The organism is Aureisphaera galaxeae, from assembly GCF_028561275.1.
GTDB classification, from domain to species: domain Bacteria; phylum Bacteroidota; class Bacteroidia; order Flavobacteriales; family Flavobacteriaceae; genus Aureisphaera; species Aureisphaera galaxeae.
The window spans coordinates 187,159-201,603 of sequence record NZ_JAQQTF010000006.1 but is presented as its reverse complement, the minus strand read 5'-3'; the positions used below and the strand labels follow the sequence as shown (position 1 = coordinate 201,603).

General features: G+C 41.5%; 9 protein-coding genes. All 9 read left to right on the top strand.

Annotated features, from left to right (window positions below):
- Positions 1-49 precede the first annotated feature (49 nt).
- The 9 genes from POV27_RS11510 (at position 50) to POV27_RS11470 (ending at position 14,437) form a co-directional block, all read left to right on the top strand.
- Positions 50-1,282, top strand: coding sequence for a S8 family serine peptidase (locus POV27_RS11510; protein ID WP_272862919.1), 1,233 nt, complete (start codon positions 50-52; stop codon positions 1,280-1,282).
- Positions 1,279-4,038 carry a CHAT domain-containing protein gene (locus POV27_RS11505; RefSeq protein WP_272862918.1) on the top strand — a complete coding sequence of 920 codons (2,760 nt, stop codon included), beginning with the start codon at positions 1,279-1,281 and terminating at the stop codon, positions 4,036-4,038. Before POV27_RS11510 ends, POV27_RS11505 begins: the two co-directional genes overlap by 4 nt.
- Positions 4,039-4,328: 290 nt before the next feature.
- Entirely contained in the window at positions 4,329-6,770 is a 2,442-nt protein-coding gene (locus tag POV27_RS11500; RefSeq protein WP_272862917.1) for a DUF1986 domain-containing protein, read from the top strand.
- A 140-nt stretch (positions 6,771-6,910) separates the two neighbouring features.
- Positions 6,911-9,496 carry a T9SS type A sorting domain-containing protein gene (locus POV27_RS11495; RefSeq protein WP_272862916.1) on the top strand — a complete coding sequence of 862 codons (2,586 nt, stop codon included), beginning with the start codon at positions 6,911-6,913 and terminating at the stop codon, positions 9,494-9,496.
- A gap of 243 nt (positions 9,497-9,739) precedes the next feature.
- Complete coding sequence (locus POV27_RS11490) at positions 9,740-10,867, top strand: hypothetical protein (protein WP_272862915.1); 1,128 nt, start codon at positions 9,740-9,742, stop codon at positions 10,865-10,867.
- A gap of 83 nt (positions 10,868-10,950) precedes the next feature.
- A complete protein-coding gene (locus tag POV27_RS11485) occupies positions 10,951-11,268 on the top strand; it encodes a hypothetical protein (RefSeq protein WP_272862914.1) in 318 nt (105 codons plus the stop codon).
- Positions 11,269-11,539: 271 nt separating this feature from the next.
- Positions 11,540-13,231: a DUF6973 domain-containing protein gene (locus POV27_RS11480; RefSeq protein ID WP_272862913.1), complete on the top strand. Its 1,692-nt coding sequence runs from the start codon at positions 11,540-11,542 to the stop codon at positions 13,229-13,231.
- On the top strand, positions 13,228-13,695 hold the full coding sequence (locus POV27_RS11475; RefSeq protein ID WP_272862912.1) for a hypothetical protein: 468 nt from the start codon (positions 13,228-13,230) through the stop codon (positions 13,693-13,695). The genes POV27_RS11480 and POV27_RS11475 overlap by 4 nt, the downstream gene beginning before the upstream one ends.
- A 100-nt stretch (positions 13,696-13,795) precedes the next feature.
- The gene (locus tag POV27_RS11470; RefSeq protein ID WP_272862911.1) at positions 13,796-14,437 is read left to right on the top strand and encodes a hypothetical protein; all 642 of its coding nucleotides are present in this window, start codon (positions 13,796-13,798) and stop codon (positions 14,435-14,437) included.
- Positions 14,438-14,445 lie beyond the last annotated feature (8 nt).

The window sequence follows — 14,445 nt, the reverse complement described above, 5'->3', positions numbered from 1 at the left end:
TTTTTTTTGAATTACGTATTAGATGAATCTAATAATTAAACCAAAAATCATGAAGAATTTATTGTACTCCCTCGCATTGCTCTTTGCGACGAGCTGTAGTGTCGAATCGCCTGAGCTTAGCATAGTAGAATCCTCTAATCTCACCCTCCAAACCAACCAGAAAGCTCCCAATGTTAATCCACCGACCTTCGCCCCCAATAAATTGGTGGTGAAGTTTTGGGACAATACGCCTATCATTAAAAAGATCGAGGCCCGCGATCGATTCGAGATTCTTTCCTTCAGAACATGCGATTGCGCCGAAGAAAGCATTGAACTTTGGACATTGGACATGAGCAATGGTTCCTTGGAAGGACAATTGGGAGAAATTGTTTCCGATCCCGATCTGGAGGGGGCAGAATTCCTCTATTACGTGAATACGACTTCCATGCTTTTCAACAACCAGAATAGTAATCTAGATGCCCAATTGCAATTAATTAAGCCCAATAACAGTGGGGTAACTATCGCCATCATAGATAGCGGTCTTGATTATACTTACAAGAGCTTTGCCCGTCCTTTCCTCTATAATAAGCGCATGGAGAAGCCTTGTCCCAAGAATCCGATGCGGGACTATTCTGGATGGGATTTTGTAAATAATGATAACAATATTTACGATGATAATGGCCATGGTACCGTGATTACCGATATCATTTATAAAAGTCTAACGCAGGCAGGCACGAACTTCCAGGTGTTGCCCATCAAGGCGTTCGATTCCAATGGAGAAGCCAACTATTTCGATATACTTTGTGCTTTTCAATATGCGGCTACCAATCCAGATGTGGATATTATTAATATGAGTTTTGGTTGGTATCTGCAACCTTTTACCATATTGAGCGATTTTATGTTGGAGGCATCAGATAAGAACATTATAAGTTCTGCTGGTAACGCAGGGATAGACACAGAAGATGTTCCTCATTTCCCATCCTCTTATGAATTCGGAAATATGACTACAGTAGCAGCTATGAATGAAGAAATAACAGATCTCTATCAATGGTCCAATTACGGACTCCTAAGCATAGACTTGGCGGCACCTGGGGAGAATATTCTATTCTATATGGGAGCAGGGGATTACCTTTCGGTAGATGGAACCTCCTTCTCCAATGGTTATGTAACCGCCAGAGCGGCCCAATTATATACAGATGGAATTACCCCACAAGCTTTGAAACAGGCAGTTGTTTCCAGTGGGGATGGTCATCCAAGTTTGATAAATAAAGTTGTACATCCCGTCGTTATCGATTTTCCATGAAATTAGTAGTTAGCATATTCAGCATCTTCATTTGCTTTATCATTCCCCCTTCGTTTGGTATGACCAACGATAGTATCGATGTTAGGGTAAATAGGGTGCTGGAAGATGCTAACGCCAGTAATCATGAAAAGCTAGAACAGGTCATACATCTATTATCAAAGGTTGAAGGTCCTAGTGAACTGGAACAATCCCAATACTATCATGATATCGCGAAGGTATTTTACAGGAAAAGGGATGTGGAAACAGCGATACAGAGTCTCCTTCTAGCAGTCGATATTAGAAGACGACATAAAGAAGAAACACCAGAACTATTAAAGAAGAGCCTCTATAATTTGGGGCTCTTCTACAGAAAAAAAGGTTCGATCATTGAGAGTATTGCAACCTATAAGGAAATATTGTGGGATGGTGCCGAAGATCGGTATGCTTCAAAAAGTTATCTCGAATTGGGAGTGATTTATGCCGAAATGGGCGACTTTAATAAGGCTTTAGAGCATTTTGAAACGGCCGAAAGGTACTTCAGTAAAAATCAAGATGCGCGTAACCTGTTCACTACTCACTTGCGTACTTCCTATTGCTATACACAAATGGATAGGCAGTTGTATGCCAAAGAATTATTACTTCATTTAAATAAGTGCGACTCAATTAATGCTGCAAACGATGGCAAGGTTATGCGGGATACAGAAGCCTTGAGTCTGCACCTGAGAAGAGGGAATCTTTTTGTGGAATTATTGGAATCGACCCCTGCAGAAAGTGCATTGCAGAATGCCTTGGAAGTGGCCAATGAACTGGATCATACCTTAAGCAAAGCCTATATACATAACAGTCTAGGGAAACTCCATTTGGACGCCCAAAAATACGACGAAGGGAAAGCGGCATTAGACAGGAGTCTTTCTTTTGCTGAAGACAAGAGAACCCTTGCCATGATCACCAATAATTTGGGTGATTATCACGATGGAAAAGGGAACACTTCTAAAGCTGAAGAAGCGTACATTAAATCCATTGCATTGCTCACGGGTGAAGATTCTGATCAACTCCCCACGGCTGCCCAGTTGAGTTTGGTTCCCAATAAGCTGGATGCCCTAGCGTATTTGAAGGATATTTCCAATTTCTACTTGGATCATGGCGTAAAAAATGGTCGTAACCTACCGTATGTAAAGAAGGCCCTGGAAAGTTTAAAACTTGCGGATAAGGTGATCGATATGATTCGTCAGGAAAGCACAGAATACCTTTCCAAGTTGTTCTGGCGCTCGCAAAGTAGCGAGATTTATATGAAAGGGGTGGAAGTGTCCTATTTGCTAGATGAAAAAGAAGAGGCCCTTTACTTTATGGAAAAGGACAAAGTGCTGTTGCTACTGGAAGATCTTACCAAGGAGCAAGCCATGAATGTTTCCAATATTCCTGATAGTCTTCGTTTTCAGGCATTGGATATAAGGAGGAGTATTTCTTCTACCCAAGAGGCCCTGACATCTGCTTCCCAAAAAAATATAAAGGATTCGCTACAGGATACCATTTTTACTTTCAAGAAGGAACTAGAGGCAGTAGAGGAGCGTTTAGAATCTAACTTTTCGGGCTATGCTTCTTTAAAACGGGAAATTGACATATCGGGAGCCGATGAGTTACGAAATTCATTTGCCGACAATGGTACAGCCATCATTGCTTTTATTTTGAATTCGGAAAAAGGATTTGTGTATTTTCAGACGCCTACGGAAACCCGATTGGAAAAGCTGGAAGACATCCCACAGATACACATAGAGGTAAATGCTACACTTTCTATGATGTCGAAACCCTTCAGTAATGAAACCGATTTCAATGAGTTCAATCGATTGACGAGTTCCATTTACAACCGTCTTTTTGGAGGCATTAAGGAATCGATTGAAAGCACTACTTCCCTGTTAGTTATTCCTGATGGCATATTGACAAAACTTCCTTTTGAAGTGTTGCAGTCCAGTATCCCCGAAACCATACAAACCCCTAATTATCTATTGTTTTCTAAGGATGTCCATTATGGATTATCGTTAAGTCACTTAGATCAGAATCAAAACATTAGGAGAGAAGCGAAAGAAGGATTTATGGGCGTAGCGCCTATCCAGTATAAAAAAGAAGGCTTACCGACCCTTACAAACACTCAAGAAGAACTACATAGCATTCAGGATATCTTAGGGGGCAAGGTACTATTGCGGGAAGAGGCCGATAAGGAAAGTGTCCTTACCGAGATTTCGACCCGGAATATCGTGCATTTGGCTACGCATGCCGATTTTGATAACCAACAGAACACCTGGCTTTGGTTTTTTGATGAACGAATGAATCACACCGAGCTCTACCTTACCAAAACACAAGCCGATTTGGTGGTGTTGAGCGCGTGTAAAACCATGCAGGGCGAATGGATAGAAGGGGAGGGACTTATGAGCCTTACTCGTGGTTTTTTAAAGGCCGGTGCCAATACAGTACTTTCTTCGCTATGGAATGCTAATGACAAGAGTAATCGGGATATTATGATCTCTTTTTACAGGAATTTGGAAGCGGATCAGACCAAGGCTTCAGCCCTGCGAAATGCGAAGATCGAATACCTGAATGTGCATAGCGGTGTTGCAAGTTCACCTTACTATTGGGCCTCGAATGTGATCACGGGAAATGGAGAATCCCTTCAAAATATGCCCCATAAATTTTCTCTGCAAACCCTTATCATTATTGGGATTGCTGTACTTCTTATTTTCTTTTTGCTCTTCCGAAGCAAAAAAGTTTCATTTTTTGGGTAACGTATTCCCATCTTTTGGAATCTTAGTTTGAAAGGGAGCTTCAAAAGCAACTTTCAGTAAAGAAAAACTAAGAATGTCCAACCCAAAAATCGAAAAGAAAAAAACGGAAAGTATACTTTAGAAAAAAAGAGAAGCCGCTACAAGGTAGCAGCTCTCCTAGTTTGCGATTAAAATAAGCCGTAGCCTATTTCTTCAAAGATACAAATTTCAAAGGAATACGCTGCGCATGTTACAGATAGCCTTCTCTGGCTATTCACTTTAAAACATAGTATTAACTAAAAACGACAATTATGAAAAAAATCATATTTGCAGTCATTCTTTTGTTCTCAGTGTTCCAAACATTTGCACAGACGCAAAGAATTTACGGCGGGGTAGCTACCGATATTTCGGAGGCTCCTTACCAAGTATCGTTAGAAGTAAATGGTAATCATGTATGTGGGGGAACCATTATTGATTGCGATTGGATTGTTACCGCCGGGCATTGTGTAGATTGGACTACCGCTACTAATATCGTGGTGCATGCGGGATCTACAGATCAGACAGACAATTCGGTGGGGCAGCGAATCGATGTGGCCCAAATCATTATTCATCCTAACTACACTCCATTCTCGGGCGGGGCCGTTGCCAATAGCGACATTGCCCTATTGCGTTTGGAAGAGGCTTTGGAGTTTAACGATAACGTTCAGCCCATTGCTTACGCTACACCAACAAATACCACCCTGGCAGATATTGCACCGGGAGAACTAGCATTTATAACCGGATGGGGAGACTCTGGAGGCGGTTGTTGCAATGGTAATCTATTAGGGGCGTCTTTGCCTATTATATCCAATGCCGATGCGAATGCCATCATCAACGTTCCTACCAATGCATGCCCACCCGCTGGGACCAATCCGTTCAATAATTCCATGATTTCCTTTTTTGAAGAAGGTATTGCTGCTGGACCCGGAGATAGTGGAGGACCTGCCGTTTTGGGACAAGGAGCCACAGCTATTTTAATTGGTGTTTCCAGTTGGGGTGGTTGTCCTAGGGACGATTACCCAACCATTTATGCGAACGTTAGGGAATTATCTGGCTTTATCGATGACAATGTTTTACCATCTAATTGCTGTAATCCAGAGGCTTCTCCTGATGTAATATTAGCAAGCAACTGTGATAACGGAAACTTTAGTGTCTCAGGAATCGCCGTAGAACAGGGCAATGAAGGTCACTATTGGGGACTTTTCGAAACCGCTGTTGAAGGTTCCACCACAGATGCGAATACCATAGATGCAGATACGGGCACTCCAGAATTGGATCCAGTAGCTCCAGTACAGTGGGGTTTTACTGCGTTCTTTGAGAATTTGGACCTGAGTAAACACTATTACATAAAGCATGGTATTTGGCAAGATGGGTGTTATACCTGGAGAGAAACCAGAACACCAGTAGAAGAATTTACTGGCACGGCTGCCTTTCATTTCGAAAATGAAAATGGAGCTGCTCAAAATCTGTTCTGCTTAGGGGAAGAAATCTATATGGATGGACAAGCCTCGCAAGGTGAAAATAGATATTATATCGATGCTTGGAGACGTCCTGCAGGAAGTACCAACAATTTCGGTTTCTATGCGGGTCTAGGTTGGACATTGAATCAACAGGTGGGTGTCATCAATTTATCTCAAGAATTTGCGAGTCTGGGAACTCCGGTTTATTTCGAACCTGGATACGAATACCAGATAAAGCTGGCCATTGCCAATCTAGAAGATTGTATTGGTTGGACTCCCGTAACCCATAATTTTACGGTTGAGTGCTGCGACGAAGGACTGGATGCGAGTTTCGATATTGGGTTGACCACAACGGGAGTACTTCAAGGAGATCCTATCCAGGATTTCCCCTATACTCCAATAGCACATGAATGGTATTTATTCTCCAGTCCTATGCCTTCTGGAGGGCCTTATTCTTTTGTAGACTATGGCGATCAGGAAAATTACGTACACGCTCCAATTCAGGACGGACTGTACTATTTCCTTATTCACAAGATCATAACCGATTGCGGTGAATATTGTTTTGGTCAAAGCCTTTGCAAAAACTGTTTTGCACCCTGTGAATTATGTGGACCCATCGACTGTAGTATTATGGACGATTTGGTAACGACTTGTGATAATATGCCAGCACCTACAGGATTAGAACAAAATGGATTTACACTTAGCTGGGATCCGATGCCTGGAGCCGTGGGATATGTATTGCAATCGCCTGGTTCTGGAGATCCTAATATTCAATGCCCAAAATGCAAATACAGCATTAGCATAGCACCTGTTCAGGTAGCTACCAATAGCTATGTGGTACCTGAGAGTATCAGAAAGTATTGCTTTAAATGGAAGGTAAGGGCTAGATGTAGTGATAATTCCCTGTCCGATTGGTCGTATCCCGCCTGTTATACACCTAAAAAGAAAGCTACCAAAGAGTTTTCGGGTGAAGGAGCAGAAGCTGAGGCCCAAGAAATTGGTTCTATAGTACTTTCTCCTAACCCAAGTGACGGTAGGGTGAACCTACAAATCCAATCTAACAGAACTGGAGAAATGCTTATCGATATCCATGACTTTTATGGAACAAGTGTGAAGCAACTTCAAACTTCGGTAGAAGAGGGAAGTACCCGTTCAATTTCTTGGGATGGAAGAGGAGTCTTAAAAACAGGGGTGTATTTCATTAAATGCACTATCGCCAATGAGACTATTATCAAGAAAATGATCATTAAGTAATTATTGAAGTAAAGGGGATGTCAAAAGGCATCCCCAATTAGGCCATGATTTAGAAACTCATGTAGGATTCGTCATGTCCAGAATGAAACGATTGGGGAAGCCGAAAACCATACAGAGTAGGCCTTTTAAAGAAACTAACAATGAAAAATATATATTATAAAATTCCTTCGATTCGTTGGAATGTATTCATACTATTAATGCTATTTTCAATAAGTAGCATCCACGCACAGTGGGACTACGTAAACTTTACGGATGATCCAGATAAGACCCTTAGATCTGGAACCATAGATGACAATGACAATGTGTATGCATTTGGGGATGGTCCTAGCTTTACACGTGTACTTAGAAAATTTGACCCCGCTGGGAACTTGGTTTGGACCAAGGACATTTCTTCTTTGCTTACCACGGGAACTTCTGCGCAAAATGCTACGGGAGGTACCGAATTCGGAAACAATAATACGTATACGGTCGGTGCACTTTCCAATCAAGGCGTGATTGTTGAATCTGGTCTTAATGCTGGCGATACTCCCGTGAATTGGGAAACAGTGACTGGAGGATCCAACATTATTCTCGATGTCAAGATTATTGGTAATGACATGTATGTAGTAGGAACCTTTGGAACTACTACTTCATCCTCAACTACGATCACTTTAGATGGCGGCACCAATCTTACAGGAAGCTATGTAAGTACTTACATAGCCAAATACAACATAGCTCCTAAGAGCTTGGTATGGGCTACGAAGATAGATGCTTCCAATATTACGCGCGGGGTAAATCTAGATGTGGATGATACCGGAAATGTGTACGTAACGGGAGAGTTCCGTGGAACAGCGATTTTCTATAATGGGGGGAGTAATCTATTCAACTCAACCAGCTCCACCTATCCAGATACGTTTATGGCAAAATTTGATGCCAACGGAGATTTCGATAACACCTTTGGGTTGAAAGTACAATCCTTAGGAGGTAACAAAAGAAGCTATGACGTAGAGGTTAGTAATGAAAATAATGCGGTGTATTGGGCAGAAGCGCAATATATCCACGCTTACGATAAAAACGGATCCGGAAGTTTTCAATGGACACACGCCCTTCCCAATTCTTCTTGGGCATTTAGTTTGGAAACCAATGGATGCGGAGATCTTTATGCTACAGGCCAGGCCGATGTTTCTGTAACTCTAACTCGCGCCCCTTGTGGGGGAGACTTTTTTGGGTTATCATTGGATTCATCATCTGGAAGCACGGTTTGGCCTTCTAATAGCGAATCCTGTTCCTCTTTCGGAGGCGAAGTATTAATCGATTCCAACAATAGAGAAGTTTTTGTAGGTACCTATTACTCAAGTGGAGGTTCTCAACCTTTGGTGATCGATGGAACCTACTCTTCGGGAGCTTCTAAAGGTTATTTTATTGGGAGGTACGATGATTCCACACAAAACAGTTGTTGTGATCCGGTGATCGATTTGGGTGCCGACGTAACCGTTTGTGCCGATGGACAATTCCCAACCTTGGATATTTCAGGGCAAGTTTCGGGATCTCCTACCATTACTTGGTTCCAGGATGGAACTCCTGTACAGAGTGGAGGACTTACTTTTACTACGACTTCCTACGGAGTATATAGTGTAACTGTTGTGTACGATGCCGATTGTACAGCTACAGGTAGTATGGAGGTAAATAACAACGGTTGCTGTGATTTCTCTGTAGACCTTGGACCGAATATTGAAATTTGTGAAGGAGACCCATGGCCTGTATTGGATATTACTGGGCAAATCCCTGGATTTACCAGTATAGTTTGGGAGCTGGATGGCAATGCGTTCCCCCAGCCCGTCAATTCGGAAACAGTAACTACGCAAGGACCGGGAACCTATACCGTTATGGTGACCTATGGAGATGGTTGTACGACTAGCGACGCTGTTGTTCTTTCAGTAATCGATTGTGGCCCAGATTGCCAGTTGCTACCAAAAATGAAGATGAAGATGAAGGATTGTACCATTTCCGTAGGGGACATCTCTACCGCAGGAAGTGGAACCACTATTGTAGGTTATTTATGGGATTTTGGAGACGGAAATACAGCTGTTGGCCCCAATGCTATCCATTCCTATACTGCACCGGGAACCTATATTTTAACCCTAACGGTATATGGCTTGGATGCCAATGGAAACTGTTGTTTGGTGAGTATTCAAAAACAGGTAATCATAACGAAGCAATGTCCGGATGAGTGTGGTATGAAACCTCAATTTACTTTAGAAAATGCAGGAAATGGAGTAGGCTTGTTCTCTTCTACTTCCTTCGGAAATGCCTTCACTACCATCGTTGGGTATGAATGGACGGTTAACGGAACGGTGGTATCCACAGACCCTTATTTTGCAATGCCATTTAGTGGTGGTCAAGTTTGCCTTACGGTGTATGGTCTTACCGATAAGGGAGAATGCTGTCAAGCACAAGCATGCGAGGAATACCTAACTGCGCCTACGGAAAAAGCAGTAGGGAAGGAGTTGAATTTTGAGGTGTATCCCAATCCATCGAAAGGACAAGTAACCCTGAATTTCGAAGGAATGAATGTTGAAGGGCCCATAGAATACGTTATCTACGATGTATATGGTCGAAAGGTACACTCGGGGACTACAGATAACGCTACCGAAGTAATCGATAACTCCACCTGGAGCAATGGCGTGTACATGTGCATGGCCAAAGGGGGAGACGCTGGAGTTGTAAAACGGATCATTAAAGAATAACCAAACTTCCCCAGATACGAAGAGCCCGTCGAAAGACGGGCTTTTCTTTTTCAAGATATTTTCTGAATGCTGTTTAAAGGTTTAAAATGGATCGAATTCCTCAATGATTAAGGGGGAAATGCTCTTTTCTTGTTTGTAGTAAACACATACCTTTGAAGGAGTAAAGTATCGGTTGAAAACCTTTAATTCTGTGAAAGCCTATAGGGTTTTCGTCTTCCCCACAGAACTTTTAATATGTACGTTATGAAAGGCATTTGCATTCCTTGTTACCTTTTTGTTTTCCTGTTTTTTTGCCAGACATCGGAACTTCTTTGCCAAGATCGACTCTATATAGATCCTGTACGGAAAGATTCCACGATTCGCGAGCACAAAAAAACGATTTACCATCTTGTCCAGACCTCTTGGGATGCGAATCAGGCGCCATCCTACGCTTCCTTGGCTCCTTATGTTTCGTCTATCGATACCCGTAGGATTCCCTTGGTGCAAGGAGAAGGAGCAAATTCTAACTTCGATGTGTTGGAGGCAAACCTAAACTTGAACTTCCCTTTGTTTTTCGGAAGAGAAAGCGGCACGGGTTTGGCCAAACGACATCGACTCGACTTCGATTATAATGGTAATTTTAGAATGTCTTTAGATGATTCTAAACCCATACTCCCCGGAAGTCATAAAGTAGGTTTTAGCTGGTACATCAATCTCTATAATAATTATACCGGTTCCTTCTTTGCCGATGATGAAACCAAAGCTAAAATCAATGCTACCGCAGAAAACCTGAAGTTTTATAATGCCACTATTCGGGTACATCATTATAGCAATGGGCAAGCGCCGGGTTTCTTTTATCCGTCGGACTCCTTACCGCCTATCCAAAGGCGTAATGCGTATTCCAATGGGGACTTTTCGACCAACTATATTTATGTGGCGTGCACTAAGGGGTGGTACAATAAAGTATCCCTGTCGTTACATCAATTGAGTTTGGGCTATCGCACGGATTTGGGAACTGAGACTTCAATTTTCGCCTATTCCCAACAACAGGAGAATTCGTACGGGAGGCACCGTTTGTTGGCATCTTACGATTACCGAACCAACCGTTTCGGAATGAAAAAGGATTGGCATGTACGAACCGAGGTAGGATATATACTAGGAAACCTCGACAATTTTATTCCCAATTTGGCAAACGACACGAATAAGTATCGGTTGAGTGCTCGAGGCTTGATAGAGTTTTCCCCAAAGGCGCACCGGGCGATCGGATATATGTTTTTCCTGTATTATGGACGCGATTATCTCAATATTCGGTATGATGATATAGTTGTGTCGGCCCAATTTGGGGTTACCCTGCGTATCGATAAGTTCTTTATGCCGAAGCTAAGGGATTAACTCTCAACATAATTTTTGTTGTAAAAATGTTAATCTTAGGATTTTGGCTTGGAGGATGGTGATCCCGGCACTATATTTAGAGTATGAAGGCAAAATCTGTATTACTACTCCTATCGTTTTTATCGGTGTCCTATATGTCGGCACAGAAATCCGAATCCAATGAAGACAAATTCCGCATTACTGTAGAAGGAATTCCTGAGCAAAATATCCAAATTCCTAAAGGGCTTCAATTTTCTAAGGAGAACAAGTTGAAATCTACATTGACTTCCATGTATGTAGAAGTGCCTGCTAAAGAGGCAATAGATGGTGGTTTACCGATTTATGAGCCCGATTGCCATTGCGAGATAAAAACACATACCCCGGATAAAAGTATCCATTACTACCTGAGGGTGAACGAGTAAGGTGTTTACGTTCTTCATTCTGCTCCTGAGAATGAATAAATATTTTTCAAAATAATTTAAAAATGAAAATAATTTATTCAAAAAAATTATATCTTCGTACTACATAAGTAAAGTGCACTGCTATGTTTTGTTTGCTGAATCCATGATCTACATTGGATTTACCAGACGTCTATAAACTATGCTTACGACCTGAGCCAATTCTTCATTTGTGATGGATGGGCTTGCATAGGAAAACACAAACCTTTTTTAACCTTTTAAACCGATTTTAATCATGGGGAGATTAAAAATCCAATACCTTTTCCTATACGCTTTTGTAGTTATTTGTTGTTTTACCAGTTGTCGGAATGACGACGAAACCGCTTTAGAACACGCCTTAGAACACGAACATGTTACCACTCAAAAAGTGGACCTCCAGGACTTTCCTGAAATTTTAGATCACGTACAATCCTTGCAAACCAAGGACCGCCGTTTACAGATAGACCCTTCTTCCAATCCCTATTCCACAGCCACTAGGGATGAAGCAGTGGTGCTACTGAATATCGATTTGGATAATGTAGTCCAAAGTCAGGATGAGAACGATAGATCCAATTTTGCCATTTCGGCCGTTGCGGAAACCTCCCAAACAACGGACGAATTTCGCTTCCTTACCTACAATTTGGTTGTGGCTGAATACGCCGAAGAGGAATATAGTTTTATCGTGGAATATGAGTATGATCGGGATTGGGTGGCAGCCCAAGTCATTGACGCATATGACTATGCTACCTTTACAGGATTTATACGTTTCTATTCCATTTATGGACAATTTGTTCAAGAACATGCATATACAAACGGGCAGGTGCAATCGACGCGCGGAAGCGATCCATGTTCCGATGATGGCGACGACGATCCAGATCCAGATCCCACAGGAGGCGATGGTCCTACTGTGGTGATCACCTGTGGCTGCGAGCCTTCTCACAATGGTGGAAGTTCCAACTCCCTGTGCAGTTGTTCCCTGCCCGATATTATTATCATTTACAATTTTGCACCCGATGGGGATCCTAATAAGGATCCTTTACGGTCGCCCGATCCCTGTGGTCCTGGTCCTGGTGGAGGAGACGATCCTCAAGGAGATGGTGATGGTTCCAATACCCTTCCGGACGAATGTTTCTTGCCCAACGGCGATCCCATTGACTGTGAAAACCCAGACATTCCTCTGACGCCAGAAGAGTTGCAGATGCATTACTTCTCACTTCTAACGGTGTTAAATGGCCATATAGGACCCACATTTTGGGAAGAACATATGGAAGAGGTTACTTGGCTTGGGAATAACAAAAAGATTGCCTCAGATATTCTTTATTTGATTTATGAAAACAATCATTCCTCCGAAATTTTTAACTTAGTAATGAATACCCTAGCAAATTTCATTACATATTCTCCTTCTAATTATCCAGGAATGAATGATGGATTTCCTTTTGAATGGTGGAACGACGACTTTTTTATCAAGTTTTCGGGAAATTTGGATATTCCTGCAGACGATCCAAATAATCCAAATGAAATTCCAAATGCTAAGGAAGCTATTTTGTTTAGAATTTTTCCACAATATGCGGCTTTGCATATTCAAAACTCCTTTACAGCCCTTAGTCGAGCGCAGGAATTAGCTCCTACATTTTCAGATGGCCTTAGTGGTTTAGATGATGGTAAAGGAGATGCGTTTCGTCATGCCTTTTGGAATGCACTTGGGACAGCTGAGTTTGGTGGGAATATGATGAAACTCTTTGCAGATGCGCACGAGTGGATGCAATCAGGTTTAGATGTCGATATGGATAATTTTAATAATGAAAAGGGACGCTTGATAGCGGAAGCTTACGGTTACACATTCTCAACCAGTGATATCACAATCTCTAACGGTATTGAGGCGGCAGTTTATTCCGGTATTCTAAATTACATTTATGGCGGTGTACTAACTAATACAAACTTGCCATGAGACTTTTAAAGGTTCTTATTTTGGTATTAATTTCAATCTGTAGTTCGTGCCAGACCAACTTCAATAAAGAGGTTTGGCAAGAACCTAAGAACAATGAATTGTTGACAAGACCAAACCCACGTTTTATTATGGCCAATGATGTTATTGAAAACTACTTGGAAATTGGGCAAACCAAAGCTGAAGTATTAGAGATTCTAGGGGTAGCATCAAAGGATACAGTTAAGCTTAAAATAATTGAAGGCAGAATCGTCCCTGATTCCCTTAAAATGGATAATATTCTCCAACAAAAAACTCGAGATCAAGATAGGTTAGTTTCCCATCTTAATAATTGGTATGAATTAAACAGGGAAGAAGTAAAAATGATCTCCTATTATGTGGGTTGGACCCTAGCAGATCCAGTAAGCTTGGAAATTTATTTTGATAATGACGATAAGATTATCGGGTTTGAATTGGTACAACATTAATGATGTTAGGGAAATAATGAGATATGGGTTTCTGTTTACAATAATCCTGATTACATCACTCCTTACATCCTGTTCGGAAAAGAAAGTTGATAAAGTCGATGTGAAATCCGAAGTGAACATTGTTCAAAAGGACACAGTTACGGACTATATCAGTTTTCTGAGAAAGGATACTACTAAAATTCCTATGGATAGCATTTTCAGCACTCGTGTAGGCAATGGCCAGCAGCAAGAGGCGATTGCTTCTCTCTGTGGGTGTGGAAAGAATACTAAAGATAATAGTGTTGTTATTCAAATTATATCGACGATACCTACCCAAGGGGAATTGAACGATGGCGTAAAGGATAGAAGCAGAATTTTAATGGACCTCGGGAATCCGGGGTCCTTCAAAGGACAAAAGAAATATCTAAGGTTGAGTTTAAAGGATAGTACGGTTGAAAGCATTCAAATGCTATCTAAATCGACCGATCTGGATTATAATAATACAGATTTCGATTTTATGGAGTCGGATCGTTATAAAATTAAAATTTCAACTTTTGATTATTCTGTTGTATCCAATATTTCTGGCCATTATGAAATTATTCTTCCAAGGGAATACGGCTTTATTAAAAATGATACCGTAGTAAAAGGGTTTTTTCAGTGCACCAATACTGGTGTTATTGATTTTGAAACCATTAAAAACATGGATTTAAATGAGCGAAACAGAAGAGTAAGGGAGAATTGGGGAATAAGAGTCAAAAACTAAGAAGTTGT

Excerpts from the sequence above, each read along its gene's own strand:
- POV27_RS11510 (WP_272862919.1), top strand. The coding sequence starts at position 50 with ATGAAGAATTTATTGTACTCCCTCGCATTGCTCTTTGCGACGAGCTGT.
- POV27_RS11505 (WP_272862918.1), top strand. The coding sequence starts at position 1,279 with ATGAAATTAGTAGTTAGCATATTCAGCATCTTCATTTGCTTTATCATT.
- POV27_RS11500 (WP_272862917.1), top strand. The coding sequence starts at position 4,329 with ATGAAAAAAATCATATTTGCAGTCATTCTTTTGTTCTCAGTGTTCCAA.
- POV27_RS11495 (WP_272862916.1), top strand. The coding sequence starts at position 6,911 with ATGAAAAATATATATTATAAAATTCCTTCGATTCGTTGGAATGTATTC.
- POV27_RS11490 (WP_272862915.1), top strand. The coding sequence starts at position 9,740 with ATGAAAGGCATTTGCATTCCTTGTTACCTTTTTGTTTTCCTGTTTTTT.
- POV27_RS11485 (WP_272862914.1), top strand. The coding sequence starts at position 10,951 with ATGAAGGCAAAATCTGTATTACTACTCCTATCGTTTTTATCGGTGTCC.
- POV27_RS11480 (WP_272862913.1), top strand. The coding sequence starts at position 11,540 with ATGGGGAGATTAAAAATCCAATACCTTTTCCTATACGCTTTTGTAGTT.
- POV27_RS11475 (WP_272862912.1), top strand. The coding sequence starts at position 13,228 with ATGAGACTTTTAAAGGTTCTTATTTTGGTATTAATTTCAATCTGTAGT.